19 protein-coding genes are annotated in these 15,873 nt (G+C 70.6%); 16 read left to right on the top strand and 3 right to left on the bottom strand.

The window, feature by feature from the left end; all coding sequences use genetic code 11:
- Positions 1–117 precede the first annotated feature (117 nt).
- From E6O51_RS00365 to E6O51_RS00290, 16 genes are all read left to right on the top strand, one after another.
- On the top strand, positions 118–1,308 hold the full coding sequence (locus tag E6O51_RS00365) for an acetyl-CoA C-acetyltransferase (RefSeq protein WP_136382988.1): 1,191 nt from the start codon (positions 118–120) through the stop codon (positions 1,306–1,308).
- Positions 1,309–1,413: 105 nt separating this feature from the next.
- On the top strand, positions 1,414–2,547 hold the full coding sequence (locus E6O51_RS00360; RefSeq protein ID WP_136382987.1) for an acyl-CoA dehydrogenase: 1,134 nt from the start codon (positions 1,414–1,416) through the stop codon (positions 2,545–2,547).
- A 121-nt stretch (positions 2,548–2,668) separates the two neighbouring features.
- Positions 2,669–3,271, top strand: coding sequence for a 2-hydroxychromene-2-carboxylate isomerase (locus E6O51_RS00355; RefSeq protein WP_136382986.1), 603 nt, complete (start codon positions 2,669–2,671; stop codon positions 3,269–3,271).
- A gap of 41 nt (positions 3,272–3,312) precedes the next feature.
- Positions 3,313–4,920 carry a carboxyl transferase domain-containing protein gene (locus E6O51_RS00350; RefSeq protein WP_136382985.1) on the top strand — a complete coding sequence of 536 codons (1,608 nt, stop codon included), beginning with the start codon at positions 3,313–3,315 and terminating at the stop codon, positions 4,918–4,920.
- 49 nt (positions 4,921–4,969) lie between these two features.
- Positions 4,970–5,338 carry a type II toxin-antitoxin system Phd/YefM family antitoxin gene (locus tag E6O51_RS00345; protein WP_136382984.1) on the top strand — a complete coding sequence of 123 codons (369 nt, stop codon included), beginning with the start codon at positions 4,970–4,972 and terminating at the stop codon, positions 5,336–5,338.
- The gene (locus E6O51_RS00340; protein WP_136382983.1) at positions 5,335–5,763 is read left to right on the top strand and encodes a type II toxin-antitoxin system VapC family toxin; all 429 of its coding nucleotides are present in this window, start codon (positions 5,335–5,337) and stop codon (positions 5,761–5,763) included. The genes E6O51_RS00345 and E6O51_RS00340 overlap by 4 nt, the downstream gene beginning before the upstream one ends.
- A 28-nt stretch (positions 5,764–5,791) precedes the next feature.
- Positions 5,792–6,580 carry an enoyl-CoA hydratase/isomerase family protein gene (locus tag E6O51_RS00335; protein WP_136382982.1) on the top strand — a complete coding sequence of 263 codons (789 nt, stop codon included), beginning with the start codon at positions 5,792–5,794 and terminating at the stop codon, positions 6,578–6,580.
- Between the two features lie 12 nt (positions 6,581–6,592).
- A complete protein-coding gene (locus E6O51_RS00330; protein WP_136382981.1) occupies positions 6,593–7,258 on the top strand; it encodes a DUF4126 domain-containing protein in 666 nt (221 codons plus the stop codon).
- Between the two features lie 24 nt (positions 7,259–7,282).
- Positions 7,283–9,286 (top strand): acetyl/propionyl/methylcrotonyl-CoA carboxylase subunit alpha, encoded by a 2,004-nt coding sequence (locus tag E6O51_RS00325; RefSeq protein ID WP_136382980.1) that lies wholly within the window; start codon positions 7,283–7,285, stop codon positions 9,284–9,286.
- A gap of 14 nt (positions 9,287–9,300) precedes the next feature.
- Positions 9,301–10,227: a hydroxymethylglutaryl-CoA lyase gene (locus tag E6O51_RS00320; RefSeq protein WP_136382979.1), complete on the top strand. Its 927-nt coding sequence runs from the start codon at positions 9,301–9,303 to the stop codon at positions 10,225–10,227.
- Positions 10,228–10,318: 91 nt separating this feature from the next.
- Positions 10,319–10,510, top strand: coding sequence for a DUF1289 domain-containing protein (locus E6O51_RS00315; RefSeq protein ID WP_136382978.1), 192 nt, complete (start codon positions 10,319–10,321; stop codon positions 10,508–10,510).
- Complete coding sequence (locus tag E6O51_RS00310; protein ID WP_136382977.1) at positions 10,507–10,713, top strand: DUF1289 domain-containing protein; 207 nt, start codon at positions 10,507–10,509, stop codon at positions 10,711–10,713. Before E6O51_RS00315 ends, E6O51_RS00310 begins: the two co-directional genes overlap by 4 nt.
- Positions 10,710–11,630 carry an MBL fold metallo-hydrolase gene (locus E6O51_RS00305; protein ID WP_136382976.1) on the top strand — a complete coding sequence of 307 codons (921 nt, stop codon included), beginning with the start codon at positions 10,710–10,712 and terminating at the stop codon, positions 11,628–11,630. Before E6O51_RS00310 ends, E6O51_RS00305 begins: the two co-directional genes overlap by 4 nt.
- An 87-nt stretch (positions 11,631–11,717) precedes the next feature.
- The gene (gene rapZ, locus E6O51_RS00300; protein WP_136382975.1) at positions 11,718–12,593 is read left to right on the top strand and encodes an RNase adapter RapZ; all 876 of its coding nucleotides are present in this window, start codon (positions 11,718–11,720) and stop codon (positions 12,591–12,593) included.
- Entirely contained in the window at positions 12,590–12,979 is a 390-nt protein-coding gene (locus E6O51_RS00295) for a NusG domain II-containing protein (RefSeq protein WP_136382974.1), read from the top strand. The genes rapZ and E6O51_RS00295 overlap by 4 nt, the downstream gene beginning before the upstream one ends.
- On the top strand, positions 12,960–13,481 hold the full coding sequence (locus tag E6O51_RS00290) for a Gx transporter family protein (protein ID WP_211091282.1): 522 nt from the start codon (positions 12,960–12,962) through the stop codon (positions 13,479–13,481). Before E6O51_RS00295 ends, E6O51_RS00290 begins: the two co-directional genes overlap by 20 nt.
- On the opposite strand, the gene E6O51_RS00285 is transcribed toward E6O51_RS00290, so the two are convergent.
- From E6O51_RS00285 to E6O51_RS00275, 3 genes are read right to left on the bottom strand one after another with little or no spacing between them, the layout of a single operon-like run.
- The gene (locus E6O51_RS00285; RefSeq protein ID WP_136382973.1) at positions 13,478–14,851 is read right to left on the bottom strand and encodes a sensor histidine kinase; all 1,374 of its coding nucleotides are present in this window, start codon (positions 14,849–14,851) and stop codon (positions 13,478–13,480) included. The two genes, E6O51_RS00290 and E6O51_RS00285, sit on opposite strands and share 4 nt — an antisense overlap.
- Positions 14,848–15,510: a response regulator transcription factor gene (locus E6O51_RS00280; RefSeq protein ID WP_136382972.1), complete on the bottom strand. Its 663-nt coding sequence runs from the start codon at positions 15,508–15,510 to the stop codon at positions 14,848–14,850. Before E6O51_RS00280 ends, E6O51_RS00285 begins: the two co-directional genes overlap by 4 nt.
- Entirely contained in the window at positions 15,510–15,815 is a 306-nt protein-coding gene (locus E6O51_RS00275; protein ID WP_136382971.1) for a PepSY domain-containing protein, read from the bottom strand. Before E6O51_RS00275 ends, E6O51_RS00280 begins: the two co-directional genes overlap by 1 nt.
- Between the last annotated feature and the right edge of the window lie 58 nt (positions 15,816–15,873).

Here is a 15,873-nt window from a genome sequence, read left to right as displayed (position 1 = left end):
AGCGATACACCGGATGACCCATCCCCATCCTGTCCTTCCCCTTGAAGGGGAAGGGACCTGCTAACCCGGGCACCACCATTCGAACGAACATACCCAGGACTTCACAGGAGCCTCACCATGTCCGACCCCATCGTCATCGTCTCCGCCGCCCGCACGCCCATGGGCGGCTTCCAGGGCGATCTTTCCTCCCTCACCGGCCCGCAGCTCGGCGCCGCGGCCATCCGCGCCGCCGTGGAGCGCGCCGGCATTCCGGCCGACAAGGTGCAGGAAGTGATCATGGGCTGCGTGCTGCCCGCCGGCGTGGGCCAGGCCCCGGCGCGGCAGGCGGCGCTGGGCGCGGGCCTGCCGCTGGCGGCCGGCTGCACCACCATCAACAAGGTGTGCGGCTCCGGCATGAAGGCCACCATGCTGGCCCACGACCTGCTGCTCGCCGGCAGCAACGAGGTCATGGTCGCCGGCGGCATGGAATCCATGTCCAACGCCCCCTACCTGCTGCCCAAGGCCCGCGGCGGCTACCGCCTGGGCCACGGCCAGGTGCTGGACCACATGTTCTTCGACGGCCTGGAAGACCGCTATTCGGAAGAGAGCAAGGGCCGCCTGATGGGCACTTTCGCCGAAGACTGCGCCACGCACTTCGACTTCACCCGCGCCGCCCAGGACGAGTTCGCCGTCGCCTCCACGACGCGCGCGCAGAAGGCCATCACCGAGGGCCTGTTCCAGTGGGAAGTGGCTCCGGTCACCGTCGCCGGGCGCAAGGGCGAGGTGGTCGTGGACAAGGACGAGCAGCCGCTGAAGGCCCAGCTGGAGAAGATCCCCACGCTCAAGCCCGCCTTCAGCAAGACCGGCACGGTCACTGCCGCCAACTCCAGTTCCATTTCCGACGGCGCGGCGGCGCTGGTGCTGATGCGCCGCTCCACCGCGGATCGCCTGGGCGTGAAGCCGCTCGCCACCATCGTGGGCCATGCGACCCACGCCCAGGAACCGGCCTGGTTCACCACCGCCCCGGTGGGCGCCATCCAGAAGGTGCTGGCGAAAACCGGCTGGCAGACCGGGGACGTGGACCTGTGGGAGATCAACGAAGCCTTCGCCGTGGTCACCATGGCCGCCATGAAGGAACTGAACCTGCCCCACGACAGGGTGAATGTGCATGGCGGCGCCTGCGCCCTGGGCCACCCCATCGGCGCCTCGGGTGTGCGCATCGTCGTGTCCCTGCTGGGCGCGCTGCGCCAGTACGGCAAGAAGCGCGGCGTGGCGAGCCTGTGCATCGGCGGCGGCGAAGCCACGGCGCTGGCGGTGGAGCTGCTGTAGGAGCGGGCTTGCCCGCGATGCGGGGCATGGGTTTGCCACGGGCCGCATCGCGGCCAAGGCCGCTCCCACAGGCAATGTCATGAGCGCAGGAGGAGACACGAAAAAATGATACTGACCCAGGAACAGGAAATGATCCGCGACTCCCTGCGCGCCTTCGCGCAGGAGCGCCTGGCCCCCTTCGCCGCCGAATGGGACCGCGACCACACCTTCCCCCGCCAGGCGCTGAAGGAACTCGCCGAACTCGGCGCGCTGGGCATGGTGGTGCCGGAGGAATGGGGCGGCGCGGGCATGGACTACATGAGCCTGGTGCTGGCGCTGGAAGAGATCGCGGCCGGCGACGGCGCCACGTCGACCATCGTCAGCGTGCAGAACTCGCTCGCCTGCGGCATCCCGGCGCGCTTCGGCAACGATGCCCAGAAGGAGAAGTGGCTCAAGCCCCTGGCGCGCGGCGAGAAGCTGGGCTGCTTCTGCCTCACCGAACCCCATGTGGGTTCGGACGCCTCGGCCATCCGCACCACCGCGGTTCGTGACGGCAACGAATGGGTGCTGAACGGCGTCAAGCAGTTCATCACCACCGGGCGCGAGGCGGACGTGGCCATCGTGTTCGCGGTCACCGACAAGAGCGCCGGCAAGAAGGGCATCTCCTGCTTCATCGTGCCCACCGATGCGCCCGGCTACATCGTCGCCCGCATCGAGGACAAGATGGGCCAGAAGGCGTCCGACACGGCGCAGATCCTGCTGGAGAACTGCCGCATCCCGGCGGAGAACCTGCTCGGCGCGGAAGGCGAGGGCTACCGCATTGCGCTCTCCAACCTGGAAGCCGGGCGCATCGGCATCGCCTCCCAGTGTCTGGGCATGGCCCGCGCCGCGCTGGAAGCGGCGGTGAAGTACGCCCAGGAGCGGGAGGCTTTCGGCAAGCCCATCTTCGAGCACCAGGCGGTGAATTTCCGCCTCGCGGACATGGCGACCCGGCTGGAGGCCGCGCGCCAGCTCGTGTGGCACGCCGCCAGCCTCAAGGACGCGGGCCGGCCCTGCCTCAAGGAAGCCTCCATGGCCAAGCTGTTCGCCTCGGAGATGGCCGAGTCCGTGTGTTCCGATGCCATCCAGGTGCACGGCGGCTACGGCTACGTGAGCGACTTCCCGGTCGAGCGCATCTACCGGGACGTGCGGGTGTGTCAGATCTACGAAGGCGCTTCCGACATCCAGCGCCTGGTGATCGGCCGGGCATTGGCGGACTGACCCTTACCAAGTTCCGCGGACCCCAACGCCTCCGGGACTCCCTGCCTCCCTCTCCATGTCCGGGGGTGTCCGCGGAACTTTCTTTATGCACTGGCCTGCCGGCGCAGGCGGAGACTGAACGATGGCCGAACCGATCGACTTCTATTTCGACTTCTCCTCCCCCTACGGCTATTTCATGGCCGAGAAGATCGACGCCCTGGCCGAGGCCCACGGCCGCACGGCGCGCTGGCGGCCCTACCTGCTGGGCGCGGTGTACAAGGTCACCGGCGACGTGCCGCTGCCCTCCAAGCCCCTCAAGGGCGAGTATGCGAAGCGCGACTTCGAACGCTCGGCCCGCTTCCTCGGCCTGACCTGCCGCATCCCCCAAGCCTTCCCCATCGGCACCCAGGTCGCCGCCCGGGCGTACTACTGGCTGGAGGACAATGACCCGGCGCTGGCCCGCCGCTTCGCGCTTGCCGCCTTGCGCGCCTATTTCGTGGATGGCCGCGACATCTCCCAGGAAGCGGCGGTGCTGGACATCGCGGCAGCCGCCGGCGCCGACCGCGCGGCACTCGCCGAGGCCCTCGCCGGCGAGGCCATCCGCCAGCGCCTGAAGGACGAATGCGCCCAGGCCATCGAACGGGGCGTGTTCGGCTCGCCCTTCGTCATCATCGACGGCGAACCCTTCTGGGGCGTGGACCGCATCCCGCAGATCGAACGCTGGCTCGCCACCGGCGGCTTCTGACCCATACAAGCACAATCCCGAACCCACGAGGACGAGGAGACATGAGCACCATCAAATCCACCATCAACCCGCGCAGCGTCGAGTTCCAGGCCAACGCGACGGCCATGCGTGCGCTGGTGGACGACCTGCGCGGCAAGGCCGCCGAAGTCGCCCAGGGCGGCGGCGAATCCGCGCGGGCCAAGCACACCGCCCGCGGCAAGCTGCTGCCCCGCGACCGGGTCGGCCACCTGCTGGACCCGGGCACCGCCTTCCTGGAAATCGGCCAACTCGCCGCCTTCGGCATGTACGACGGCGAGGCGCCCTCGGCCGGCGTCATCGCCGGCATCGGCCGGGTGCAGGGCGTGGAATGCATGATCGTCGCCAACGACGCGACCGTGAAGGGCGGCACCTACTACCCGATGACGGTCAAGAAGCACCTGCGCGCCCAGGAGATCGCCGAGCAGAACAAGCTGCCCTGCATCTACCTGGTGGATTCCGGCGGCGCCTTCCTGCCGAAGCAGGACGAGGTCTTCCCGGACCGGGACCACTTCGGCCGCATCTTCTTCAACCAGGCCAACATGTCGGCCCAGGGCATCCCCCAGATCGCCGTGGTGATGGGCTCGTGCACGGCCGGCGGCGCCTACGTGCCGGCCATGTCCGACGAGACCGTGATCGTGCGCAACCAGGGCACCATCTTCCTGGGCGGTCCGCCGCTGGTGAAGGCCGCCACCGGCGAGGTGGTCAGCGCCGAGGACCTGGGCGGTGGCGACGTGCACACGCGCCTGTCCGGCGTGGCCGACCACCTGGCGGAGAACGACAACCATGCGCTCTCCATCGCCCGCCGCATCGTCGCCAACCTGAACCGGGTCAAGCCGGTGAGCCTGGCCCTGGGCGAAGGCGAAGCCCCGGCCTACGACCCGGAAGAGATCTACGGCATCGTCCCCACCGACACCCGCAAACCCTACGACGTGCGGGAGATCATCGCCCGCGTGGTGGACGGCTCCCGCTTCGACGAATTCAAGGCCCGCTACGGCAGCACGCTGGTGTGCGGCTTCGCCCAGCTCTACGGCTACCCGGTGGGCATCGTCGCCAACAATGGCATCCTGTTCGGCGAATCGGCGCAGAAGGGCGCCCACTTCATCGAACTGTGCGGCCAGCGGGGTATCCCGCTGCTCTTCCTGCAGAACATCACCGGCTTCATGGTCGGGCGCAAGTACGAGAACGGCGGCATCGCCAAGGACGGCGCCAAGATGGTCACCGCGGTCGCCACCGCCCAGGTGCCCAAGATCACCACGCTGATCGGCGGGTCGTTCGGCGCCGGCAACTACGGCATGTGCGGCCGGGCCTATTCTCCGCGCTTCCTGTGGATGTGGCCCAATGCGCGCATCAGCGTGATGGGCGGCGAGCAGGCGGCCAGCGTGCTCGCCACCGTGCGCCGGGACGGCATCGAAGCCAAGGGCGGCGCGTGGAGCAAGGACGAGGAGGACGCCTTCAAGGCGCCCATCCGCGACCAGTACGAGGCCCAGGGCCACCCCTACTACGCCACCGCGCGCTTGTGGGACGACGGCGTGGTGGACCCGGCCCAGACCCGGCGCATCCTGGGGCTGAGCCTGTCGGCCGCCCTCAACGCGCCCATCCAGCCGACCAGGTTCGGCGTGTTTCGGATGTGAGGAGTATCGTCTAAAATGGCCATGTAGATGGCTATTTGTGGAGTTGCCCATGATCTCGATTGCCGATGCCAAGAATCATCTGCCCGCGCTGATCCATCAGGCCGAGACCGAGCGCACCGTCACAATCTCCCGCCGCGGCAGGCCGGTCGCGGTACTGGTTTCGGTGACGGAATACGACCGCCTTGTGCGCGCGGCGGAGGCCGCGCCGTCGTGGATGGCCGGTCTGGACGACTGGCGTGCCCGCATGCCCGCGGATCTCGAGGGCTTGAGCGAAACGGAACTCGATGCCGCACGGGACCGGGAAGCCTTCGCCCCACGCATCGATTTCAGCTCGGACGACTACGCCGAGCTGGATGCGGTGGCCAGCGCGCCCATCGCCGCCGAACCGGCCCGTCCCTACCGCCCGCGACGTAAATGAAATACCTGCTCGACGCCAACGTGTTGTCCGAACTGATGCGGCCCCGGCCGAATCCGTCGCTGGTTGCCACGGTCCGGCGCCACGAGCGCGACAGCGTGACCGCGAGCATCGTCTATCTGGAACTGTGGTCCGGGGTCGAGATGCTGGGCGACACGGCGCGTGCCCGCTACCTGCGCGAGGGCTATCGCGGCCTGTTCGCGCCCGGCGGGCTGCCGGTTCTGCCCTTCGATGCCGAGGCGGCCGGATGGCTGGCACGCGAACGCGCTCGCCTGCTGGCGAGCGGGCGGACGCCGCCGCTGCTGGACGCCCAGATCGCCGCCATCGCCGTCACCCGCGATCTGGTGCTGGTGACGCGCAATACCCGCGATTTCGAGCCTTTCGAAGGCTTGCGGCTGGAAAACTGGTTTGAAACCGGAAATGAGTGAAACGCCCCCGACGAGGCGAGGAGACGAGATGTACGAAACCCTGGAAATCGAACTGCAGGCCGGCGTGGCCACGGTGTGGATGAACCGCCCCGACGTGCACAACGCCTTCAACGCGCAACTGATCGCCGACCTCACCGCGGCCTGCCGGCAGCTCGATGCGGACGACGCGGTGCGCGTGGTGGTACTGGCCGGGCGCGGCAAGAGCTTCTCCGCCGGCGCGGACCTGAACTGGATGAAGGCCGCCGGCGCGGCGAGCGAAGCGGAGAACTTTGCCGACGCCATGAAGCTCGCCGGCATGCTGCGCACGCTGGCCGGGATGGACAAGCCCACCATCGCCCGCGTGCATGGCGCGGCCCTGGGCGGCGGCATGGGGCTGGCGAGCGCCTGCGACATCTGCGTGGCGGGGGACAGGGCGGTGTTCGCCACCTCCGAGGTCAAGTTCGGCATCATCCCCTCGGCCATCAGCCCCTACGTGATCCGCGCCATCGGCGAGCGCCACGCCTACCGCTACTTCCAGACCGCGGAACGCATCGACGCGACGCGGGCGGCGGAACTGGGCCTGGCCCACGAGCGCGTGGCCACCGAGGAACTGGACGCCAAGGTGGCCGAGATCGTCGCCGCCCTGCTGCAGGGCGGGCCGAAATCCCAGGCCGCGGCCAAGGACCTGATCCGCGGCGTGGCCAACCGCCCCGTGTCCGACGCGGTGGTGGAGGACACGGCCCGGCGCATCGCCCAACTGCGCGCCACGCCGGAAGCCCGGGAAGGGCTGTCCGCCTTCCTGGACAAGCGCCTGGCGGCCTGGGTGCCGCAGGCTTGATGAGCGCAGGCCATGGACGCCCCCTCCGCCTGGACCGCCACCCTGAGCGAGTTGAGCCCGCTGCTGGACTGGAGCGGGCTGCCGGTGGACCTGGCTTCCCTCGCGGTGCTGGCCGCCGGCCTGGGCTGGGCGAGCGGCTTGCGCCTCTATGCGCTGGTGTTCGTGCTGGGGGCGCTCGGGCGCTGGGGCGGCGTGCAACTGCCCGGCGGCCTGGAAGTGCTGACCCACGGCTGGATTCTCGTCCTGTCGGGCGTGCTGCTCGCCACCGAGTTCTTCGCCGACAAGCTGCCCTGGTTGGATTCCCTGTGGGACGGGCTGCACACCTTCATCCGCATCCCCGCCGGCGCGGCGCTGGCCGCTGCGGTCATGGGCGACCAGGGCGCGGGCGTGCAGGTGGCCGCGGCCCTGCTGGGCGGATCGCTCGCGGCCGGCACCCATCTCGCCAAGGCCGGGGCGCGGGCAGCGATCAACACCTCCCCCGAGCCGGTGAGCAACGTGGCCACCTCCCTGGGCGAGGATGCCATGTTCGCCGGCGGGCTGTGGCTGCTGCTCACCGAGCCGTTGTGGTTCGCCCTCGCGCTGGTGCTCTTCCTGCTGCTCGCCGCGGCGCTCATCGTGCTGCTGTGGCGCTTCGTCAAACGCATATTCCGGCCCCGCCAGGGGCCGGCCACGACATGACCGACCAGAGGTTGGGGAGACGAGATGTTTGAGAAAATCCTGATCGCGAACCGCGGGGAAATCGCCTGCCGCGTCATCAAGACCGCCCGCCGCATGGGTATCAAGACCGTGGCGGTGTATTCGGAAGCGGATGCCAACGCCCGCCACGTGCGCCTGGCCGACGAAGCGGTGCTGATCGGCCCGGCTGCGGCGCGGGAGAGCTACCTGGTCGTCGAGCGCATCATCGCCGCGGCCAAGGCCACCGGCGCCCAGGCCATCCACCCGGGCTACGGCTTCCTGTCCGAGAACGAGGACTTCTGCGAAGCCTGCGAGCGGGAGGGGCTGGTGTTCATCGGCCCGCCCGTGTCGGCCATCCGCGCCATGGGCTCGAAATCCGAAGCCAAGAAGCTGATGGAAGGCGCGGGCGTGCCCCTGACCCCCGGCTACCACGGCGACGACCAGGACCCGGACTTCCTGCACCGGCAGGCGGATGCCATCGGCTACCCCGTGCTGATCAAGGCCGCGGCCGGCGGCGGCGGCAAGGGCATGCGGCTGGTGGAGAAGGGCGAGGACTTCATCGCCGCGCTGGCCTCCTGCAAGCGCGAGGCGGCGTCCTCCTTCGGCGACGACCACGTGCTGGTGGAGAAGTACATCCTCCGTCCACGCCATATCGAAATCCAGGTGTTCGGCGACACCCACGGCAATGTTGTTTACCTCTTCGAGCGCGACTGCTCCGTGCAGCGCCGCCACCAGAAGGTGCTGGAGGAGGCCCCCGCCCCCCGCATGACCCCCGAACGCCGCGCGGCCATGGGCAAGGCCGCCGTGGAGGCCGCGAAGGCGGTCGGCTATGTCGGCGCCGGCACGGTGGAGTTCATCGCCAACCAGGACGGCAGCTTCTACTTCATGGAGATGAACACCCGCCTGCAGGTGGAGCACCCGGTCACCGAGATGATCACCGGCCTGGATCTGGTGGAATGGCAGTTGCGCGTAGCGTCCGGCGAGCCGCTGCCGCTGGCCCAGGAGCAGTTGCAGATCCGCGGCCATGCGCTGGAAGCGCGCATCTATGCGGAAGACCCGGCCAAGGGCTTCCTGCCCTCCACCGGCAAACTCGTCCATCTGGCGCCGCCCGCCGAGAGCCTGCACGTGCGCGTGGACACCGGCGTCGAGGAGTGCGACGAGATCAGCCCTCACTACGACCCCATGATCGCCAAGCTCATCGTCTGGGACGTGAATCGGGACCGGGCGCTCGCCCGCATGCTGCAGGCGCTGGCCGATTATCGCGTCGTGGGCGTGGCCAACAACATCGACTTCCTGTCCCGCCTCACGGCCTGCCCGGCCTTCGCCAATGCGGACCTGGACACGGGACTGATCGAGCGGGAGAAGGACTACCTCTTCCCCCAGGAAGCGGCTGTGCCCGCCGAGGTGTTCTTCATCGCCGCCCTGGCCGAACTGCTGCGGGAAAGCGAATTCGCCGGGAAGCACGCCCGCCGCGACAGCCACCCGGCTTCGCCCTGGCATGAGCGCGACGGCTGGCGGCTCAACGCCACCGCCCAGCGCGTGCTGCTGTTCCGCTGGCAGGAGCAGGAGGCCGCGGTGACCGTGTCCTACCTGCCGGATGCCTATCGTCTGAGCTTCAACGGCCGCAGCGTCACCGCCCGCGGTGAACTCAACCCCCGCGGGCTGCTGCGGGTCGATCTGGACGGCAAGCGCCTGGACGCCACGGTGATCGCCGCCGCCGGACGCCGCCACGTCTTCGTCCAGGGCCACGCCTGGGTGCTGGCCGCGGTGGACCCGCTGCATCACACGGGCGAAGGCGGCGGCGCGGAAGGCGGCCTGGTCGCGCCCATGCCGGGCAAGGTCATCGCGCTGGCCGCCGCCGAAGGCGCCACGGTGGAAAAGGGCGCGCCGCTGCTGATCCTGGAAGCCATGAAGATGGAACACACCATCACCGCCCCGGCTGCGGGCACGATCAAGGCCTTCCGCTTCAGCGTCGGCGACCAGGTGGGCGACGGCGCCGAACTAGTGGAATTCGAGCCGGCCGCCGCCTGAAAGGAGCGCGTGAGATGAATCTGCCCCAACAGGTCCGCCTGGTCGAGGTCGGCCCCCGCGACGGGCTGCAGAACGAGAAGCAACTGGTGCCGGCCGACACCAAGGTGGAGCTGATCCGCCGCCTCGCCGCTGCCGGGCTGAAGACCATCGAGGCGACCTCCTTCGTCTCGCCCAAGTGGGTGCCCCAGATGGGCGACAACACCGAGGTGCTGATCCGGGTGCTGGGCGGCGAGGCGCCCGCCGGGCTGGACTACCCGGTGCTGACCCCCAACCTGAAGGGCTTCGAGGCGGCACTGGCCGCGGGGGCGAAGGAAGTGGCGGTGTTCGGCGCGGCCTCCGAATCCTTCAGCCAGAAGAACATCAACTGTTCGATTGCCGAATCCCTGGAGCGCTTCCGCCCGGTCACCGAGGCTGCCCGGGCCGCCGGCGCGCGCGTGCGGGGCTACGTCTCCTGCGTGGCCGGCTGCCCCTACGAAGGCCCGGTGGCGCCGGAGAAGGTCGCCGACGTGGCGGAAACCCTGCTCGCCATGGGGTGTTATGAAATCTCCCTGGGCGATACCATCGGCACCGGCAACCCGGTTTCCATCAGCCGCATGCTGGAAGCGGTGCTGCGCCGGGTGCCGGCGGAGAAGCTCGCCGGTCACTACCATGACACCTACGGCATGGCCGCGGCCAACGTCTACGCCTCCCTGCAGATGGGTGTGGCGGTGTTCGACGCCTCGGTGGGCGGGTTGGGTGGCTGCCCCTACGCGGCCGGCGCCTCCGGCAACGTGGCCACCGAGGATCTGGTGTGGCTGCTGCACGGCCTGGGGCTGGAGACCGGCATCGACCTGGACGCCCTGGTGGACGTGGCCGCCTGGATCAGCGCGGAGCTGGGCCGCGAACCGGCCTCCCGCGTCGCCCGCGCGGTGCTGGCCAAGCGCGCCAAGGCCTGCGGCTGACATCGCGGCCAAGGCCGCTCCTACCCCTTGTGGGAGCGGCCTTGGCCGCGATCAAACGGTTCAATATGACAACTTCGACCCCGATCCGACGATGACCATCCCTTCCCCCTGTATCAACGTCTGCCGCATGGATGGCGCCAGCGGCCTGTGTTCGGGCTGCCAGCGCACGCTGGACGAGATCGCGCGCTGGAGCCGCACGGACGACGTCGAACGCCTGCGTATCCTCGCCGCCGTGGCCGCGCGCCGCGCGGCGCGCGCAGCCCGTGCGGAGGTGGCGCGATGAGCGGCGATGCCCTGTGCGTGGGGGTGTGCATGATCGACTGGGACACCGGCGTGTGCCTGGGCTGCGGGCGCACCGCCGACGAGATCAACGGCGTGCCGGTGGCCGAGCCGGCGCCGGCGGAAGCCCCACGCCCGCAGCCGTCCGCCGTAAACGCCCCGCTGCCGTCCAACGTGGCGGATGCCGTCGGGGAGGGCAGCGATTGAGGGCCCCCGCGAGGCTGCCCGCCACGGTGCAGGTCTTCGAGCGCGGCTGGCTGTCGGCCAACAACATCCTGCTCGACGACGGCGAGGCCGCCACGCTGATCGACAGCGGCTACCTCAGCCATGCCGACCAGACGATCGCGCTGCTGCGCGGCGCGCTGGCCGGCCGGCCGCTGGCGCGGCTCATCAACACCCATTCCCATTCCGACCACATCGGCGGCAACGCCGCGGTGCAGGATGCCTTCGGCTGCGAGATCACGGTGCCCGCCGGTATGTTCGACGCGGTGCGGCGCTGGGACGAGGACGCGCTGCTGCTCACCGTGGCGGACCAGAAGGGTGCCCCCTTCCGGGCCGATCACGCGCTGGCCGCGGGCGAATTCTTCATCGCCGGCGGGCTGCAGTGGCGGGCGCTGGCCGCCCCCGGCCACGACATGGACGCGCTGGTGTTCCACAACCCGGAGCGCCGCATCCTGATCTCCGGCGACGCCCTGTGGCGGGACGGCTTCGGCATCCTGTTCGCCGACGTGCTGGGCACCGGTGACGGCGTGGGCGAGGCGCGCCGCACGCTGGAAGCCATCGCCCGGCTGGCGGTGGACGTGGTCATCCCCGGCCACGGCGCGCCCTTCGTGGAGGTCGACGACGCGCTGGAACGGGCCTTCGGCCGCCTGCGCGCCTTCGAGGAGGACGGCGCCCGCATCGCCCGCAACGCCATCCGCGCCTGCATCACCTTCACCCTGCTCGACCGGCGCAGCATGGGGATCGGGGAACTGGCCGCCCATCTGGCCGAGGTGCCCCTGTACCGGGAGGCCAACGCGCGCTTCCTGGGCCTGTCCGCCGAAGCGCTGGCCGAATGGCTGGTGAAGGACCTGACCCGCGCCGGCGTGGCGCGGCGCGAGGGCGAGGAACTGCGGGCCGCGTAGGGTGGCCCCATCCATCGCGCGACCCTGCGCCATGCCTGCTATAGTGGGCACCCGAACCGTCCCCGTTCCGTTCCCATCCGCAGCCCCATGCAGCTCATCCTTATCAGCGGCCTGTCCGGTTCCGGCAAGAGCGTCGCCCTCCACGTGCTGGAGGACGCCGGCTATTACGTGGTGGACAACCTGCCCGCCACGCTGCTGCCGCAACTCGTGGCCCACCTGCGCGACGCCGGCTACGGGCGCGTGGCGGTGGCGGTGGACGTGCGCTCCGGGGCCAGCATCGCCGCGCTGCCGGAGCAGGTGGGCGAGCTGCGCAAGCTGGTGGACGACCTGCGCTTCATCTTCCTCGAAGCGCGTGACGACACGCTGATCGCGCGCTTCTCCGAGACCCGCCGCCGCCATCCGCTGGCCGAGGACGGCGTGTCGCTGGAGGAGGCGATCCGGCACGAGCGCGACCTCCTCTCCGACATCGCCGAGCTGGGCCACCGCATGGACACCAGCGACCTGCACGCCAACACGCTGCGGGCCTGGATCAAGGACTTCATCCAGATCGAGGCGTCCGCGGGCCTCACGCTGATGTTCCAGTCCTTCGGCTTCAAGTACGGCATTCCGCTGGACGCCGACCTGGTGTTCGACGTGCGCTGCCTGCCCAATCCCCACTACGACCTGCGCCTGCGCCCCTTCACCGGGCGCGATCAGCCGGTGATCGACTTCCTCGAAGCCTTGCCGGAAGTCGGGCAGATGGCCGAGGACATCCGCCGCTTCGTGGAGACCTGGCTGCCCTGCTACATCCGCGACAACCGCAGCTATCTCACGGTGGCCATCGGCTGCACCGGCGGCAAGCACCGCTCGGTGTATTTCGCCGAATGGCTGGCCGAACGTTTCCGCGACCGCGTCCGCGTGCTGGTGCGCCACCGCACCGTCGCGCGCCGCACCTCCGACACGGAAGGCAACGGCACGCAGTGAAACGGAAGCTGGCCGACTGGCTGCCGCTCGTCAAGCCGGGCGACTGGCTGGTGATCGCCGCGGGCCTCGCCCTGTGCGGGGTCGCCGCTGCCACGCTGTGGCGCGGCGGCGCGCCGGACAAGGCGGTGGTGCGTGCCGGCGGCGAAGTGTTCGGCGAGTACGGCCTGAACGCGCCCTTGCGCGTGGAAGTGCCCGGCCCGCTCGGCACCACGCTGATCGAGATCGAACCCGGCCGCGCCCGCGTGGCCGCCGACCCGGGGCCGCGCCAGTACTGCGTGCGCCAGGGCTGGCTGACCCAGGCCGGGTCGGTGGCGATCTGCGCGCCCAACCAGGTGAGCCTTTCCCTGACCGGGCGCGGAGGACAGTATGACTCCCTCAACTATTGAGCTCGTCCCCACCGTCGAGGACCGCCGCATCGCCCGCCATGCGGCGGCGGCCATCGTGCTCACCGTGGCCGAGGCGGCCATCCCGCTGCCCCTGCCCGGCGTCAAGCCGGGGCTGGCCAACATCGTCACGCTCATCGTGCTGGCGCGCTGGGGCTGGCGCGAGGCGGTGTGGGTGGCGCTGCTGCGCGTGGTGGCCGGCAGCCTGCTGCTGGGGCAGTTCCTGGCGCCGGGCTTCTTCCTCAGCTTCTCCGGCGCCGTCGCCAGCCTGGTCACGCTGGGCTTCGCCATGCATCTGCCGCGGCGCTGGTTCGGCCCGGTCAGCCTGTCCATCTTCGCCGCCTTCGCCCACATCGGCGCGCAACTGGTGGTCGCCCGCCTGTGGCTGGTGCCCCACGACGGCGTGTTCTACCTGACCCCGGTGTTCGCCGCCGCGGCGGTGCTGTTCGGCGTGGTCAACGGCCTGATCGCCGCCCGCCTGCTGCGGGATCGGCCCGCGGCCTAGGCGGCGGGCAGCACGAGCACGGCGCGCAGGCCGCCGGCGGGCGAGGCCTGCAGTTCGATGCGCCCGCCATAGAGCTGCGCCAGCTCGCGCACGATGGACAGCCCCAGCCCGCTGCCCGGCGTGCGTTCGTCGGCGCGCACGCCGCGGTCGAACACCGCTTCGCGTGCGGCCTCGGGCAGCCCCGGGCCGTCGTCGTCGATGGTGATGCGCCAGTGGTCGCCGTCCCCCTCGACGGTAATCTCGACCCGGCGGTGCGCCCACTTGCAGGCGTTGTCGATCAGGTTGCCGAGCATCTCCTGCAGGTCCTGCTCCTCGCCGCGGAAGGCGGCGTCGGCGGGACAGGCGGCGAGCACCAGGTCCAGGCCCCGTTCCGCATGTACGCGCTCCATGACCCGCAGCAGGCCGGCGATGGCCGGGCGCAGCGGGCTGCGCAGGCCCGGCGCCCGTACCGCGGCGGCGGCCCGGGCGCGCGCCAGGTGGTGGTCCACCTGGATGTGGGCGGTGGCGACCTGTTCGCGAACCAGGCGGGCGAGGACGCCGTCCTCCCGCGCGGCGGCGTTGGCGAGCACGGCAAGGGGTGTCTTGACGGCGTGGGCCAGGTTGCCGGCCTGGGTGCGGGCGCGGGCGAGCATTTCGGCGTTGCGTGCGAGTACGCCGTTGAACTCGTCCACCAGGGGCTGGATTTCCGACGGGAAGCGCTCCGTGATGGCCAGGGCGCTGCCCTCGCGCACCTGGGTGAGACCGTGGCGCAGCCGGGCCAGTGGCTGCAGGCCGATGCGCACCTGGACCACGGCGGCGGCGATCAGGCCGGCGGCCAGGATGCCCAGGGCGAGCAGCAGTTGCGTGTTGAAGCGCTGCAGCGGCACGCTCAGCAGCCCCTCGTCGGCGGCGACCACCAGCCGCCACGCCTGGCCGGGGCGTTCCTCGGGGCGCACGACCCGTTCGATGGCGCGCAGGGGTTCGCCCTCGGGGCCGTCGATGCGGTGGCTGTGCACCTCGCCGTCCGCCGGGCTGTCCGGCGGCAGGGCGAGCACCGTGTCCCACAGGGAGCGGGAGCGCAGGGGGGCCGTGGCGCCGTCCAGGCGCTCCACCTGCCAGTACAGCCCGCCGTAGGGGCGCTGCAGGCGCGGGTCGGACAGGGGGCCGGCGAGCGTCGGCGAGCCCTCGCCGTCGAAGGCGAGCGCGGCGGTGAGCTGGTCCAGGTGGGCGAGCAGTTCAGCGTGGAACTGGCGCGCCAGGTGCTGGCCGAACAGGTCCGCGAGCCCCCAGCCGGCGGCGGCGATGCTGCCGACGATCCACACCAGCGTGCCGATGAGCAGGCGCTGGCGCAGGGAGCCGCGCCAGCCGCCGGACGGAGCGCCGCCGTTCATGGCGGACACACCAGCCGGTAGCCGAGCCCGCGCACCGTCTCGATACAGCCGGGCGGCAGCTTCTTGCGCAGGCGGCCGATGAACACCTCGATGGTGTTGGAGTCCCGGTCGAAGTCCTGGGCGTAGATGTGCTCGGTCAGTTCGCTGCGGGAGACGATCCGGCCGGGCCGGTGCATCAGGTAGGCGAGCACGCGGAATTCGTGGCCGGTGAGGGCCAGCGGCCGTCCATCCACGCTGACCCGCGCGCTGCGGGTGTCGAGCACCAGCGGGCCGCATACCAGTTCGGCGCTCGCCTGCCCGGCGGCCCGGCGCAGCAGCGCGCGCACGCGGGCGAGCAGCTCTTCCAGGTGGAAGGGCTTGGTCAGGTAGTCGTCCGCGCCGGCGTCGATACCGGCCACCTTCTCGTGCCAGGCGTCGCGGGCGGTGAGGATCAGCACCGGCATCGTGTGGCCGGCGGCGCGCCAGCGGCGCAGCACGCTGAGGCCGTCCATTTGCGGCAAGCCCAGGTCGAGCACGACCGCGTCGTAGGGTTCCTCCTCGCCCAGGAAGAGGGCGTCGCGCCCGTTGTCGGCCACGTCCACCGCATGGCCCGCGGCGGCGAGCGCCTCCCGCAACTGGGCGGCGAGGGTGGGTTCGTCCTCCGCCACCAGCAGGCGCATCAGCGCTCCCCCCGGCTGCGGCTGCGCAGCAGTTCGCCGCTGCGGGCGTCGAGCTCCAGCTTCTGCAGCGTGCCGTCGCCGCGCAGCAGCTTGACCTCGTAGATCCAGACGCCGTGCTCGCGCTCCAGTTCGACTTCCATCACCTGGCCCGGATGGTCGCGTTCCACCACGTCCAGCACGCTGCGCAGGGGCAGGATCTGGCCGGCGGCGAGGGCCTCGCGGGCGCGGTCGTGGTCGTCCGCGGCGAGGGCCAGTCCGGCGGCGCCGGCGAGGATCAGGGCAAGGGCGAGGGAAGGTCTGGACATGGCGGGCTCCCGGGCGGATGGCAGGCAGTACGTGCCACCTGTTTAGCGCGGCGCAGGT

Origin of the sequence: Pseudothauera rhizosphaerae, from assembly GCF_004801305.1 — a bacterium.
GTDB classification, from domain to species: domain Bacteria; phylum Pseudomonadota; class Gammaproteobacteria; order Burkholderiales; family Rhodocyclaceae; genus Pseudothauera; species Pseudothauera rhizosphaerae.
This window is presented reverse-complemented; position numbering and strand designations above follow the sequence as displayed.

Coding starts and splice junctions, on each gene's coding strand:
- E6O51_RS00335 (WP_136382982.1), top strand. CDS start 5,792: ATGTACGAAACCCTGGAAATCGAACTGCAGGCCGGCGTGGCCACGGTG.
- E6O51_RS00325 (WP_136382980.1), top strand. CDS start 7,283: ATGTTTGAGAAAATCCTGATCGCGAACCGCGGGGAAATCGCCTGCCGC.
- rapZ (WP_136382975.1), top strand. CDS start 11,718: ATGCAGCTCATCCTTATCAGCGGCCTGTCCGGTTCCGGCAAGAGCGTC.
- E6O51_RS00350 (WP_136382985.1), top strand. CDS start 3,313: ATGAGCACCATCAAATCCACCATCAACCCGCGCAGCGTCGAGTTCCAG.
- E6O51_RS00290 (WP_211091282.1), top strand. CDS start 12,960: ATGACTCCCTCAACTATTGAGCTCGTCCCCACCGTCGAGGACCGCCGC.
- E6O51_RS00330 (WP_136382981.1), top strand. CDS start 6,593: ATGGACGCCCCCTCCGCCTGGACCGCCACCCTGAGCGAGTTGAGCCCG.
- E6O51_RS00365 (WP_136382988.1), top strand. CDS start 118: ATGTCCGACCCCATCGTCATCGTCTCCGCCGCCCGCACGCCCATGGGC.
- E6O51_RS00340 (WP_136382983.1), top strand. CDS start 5,335: ATGAAATACCTGCTCGACGCCAACGTGTTGTCCGAACTGATGCGGCCC.
- E6O51_RS00280 (WP_136382972.1), bottom strand. CDS start 15,510: ATGCGCCTGCTGGTGGCGGAGGACGAACCCACCCTCGCCGCCCAGTTG.
- E6O51_RS00315 (WP_136382978.1), top strand. CDS start 10,319: ATGACCATCCCTTCCCCCTGTATCAACGTCTGCCGCATGGATGGCGCC.
- E6O51_RS00345 (WP_136382984.1), top strand. CDS start 4,970: ATGATCTCGATTGCCGATGCCAAGAATCATCTGCCCGCGCTGATCCAT.
- E6O51_RS00310 (WP_136382977.1), top strand. CDS start 10,507: ATGAGCGGCGATGCCCTGTGCGTGGGGGTGTGCATGATCGACTGGGAC.
- E6O51_RS00275 (WP_136382971.1), bottom strand. CDS start 15,815: ATGTCCAGACCTTCCCTCGCCCTTGCCCTGATCCTCGCCGGCGCCGCC.
- E6O51_RS00320 (WP_136382979.1), top strand. CDS start 9,301: ATGAATCTGCCCCAACAGGTCCGCCTGGTCGAGGTCGGCCCCCGCGAC.
- E6O51_RS00360 (WP_136382987.1), top strand. CDS start 1,414: ATGATACTGACCCAGGAACAGGAAATGATCCGCGACTCCCTGCGCGCC.
- E6O51_RS00285 (WP_136382973.1), bottom strand. CDS start 14,851: ATGAACGGCGGCGCTCCGTCCGGCGGCTGGCGCGGCTCCCTGCGCCAG.
- E6O51_RS00355 (WP_136382986.1), top strand. CDS start 2,669: ATGGCCGAACCGATCGACTTCTATTTCGACTTCTCCTCCCCCTACGGC.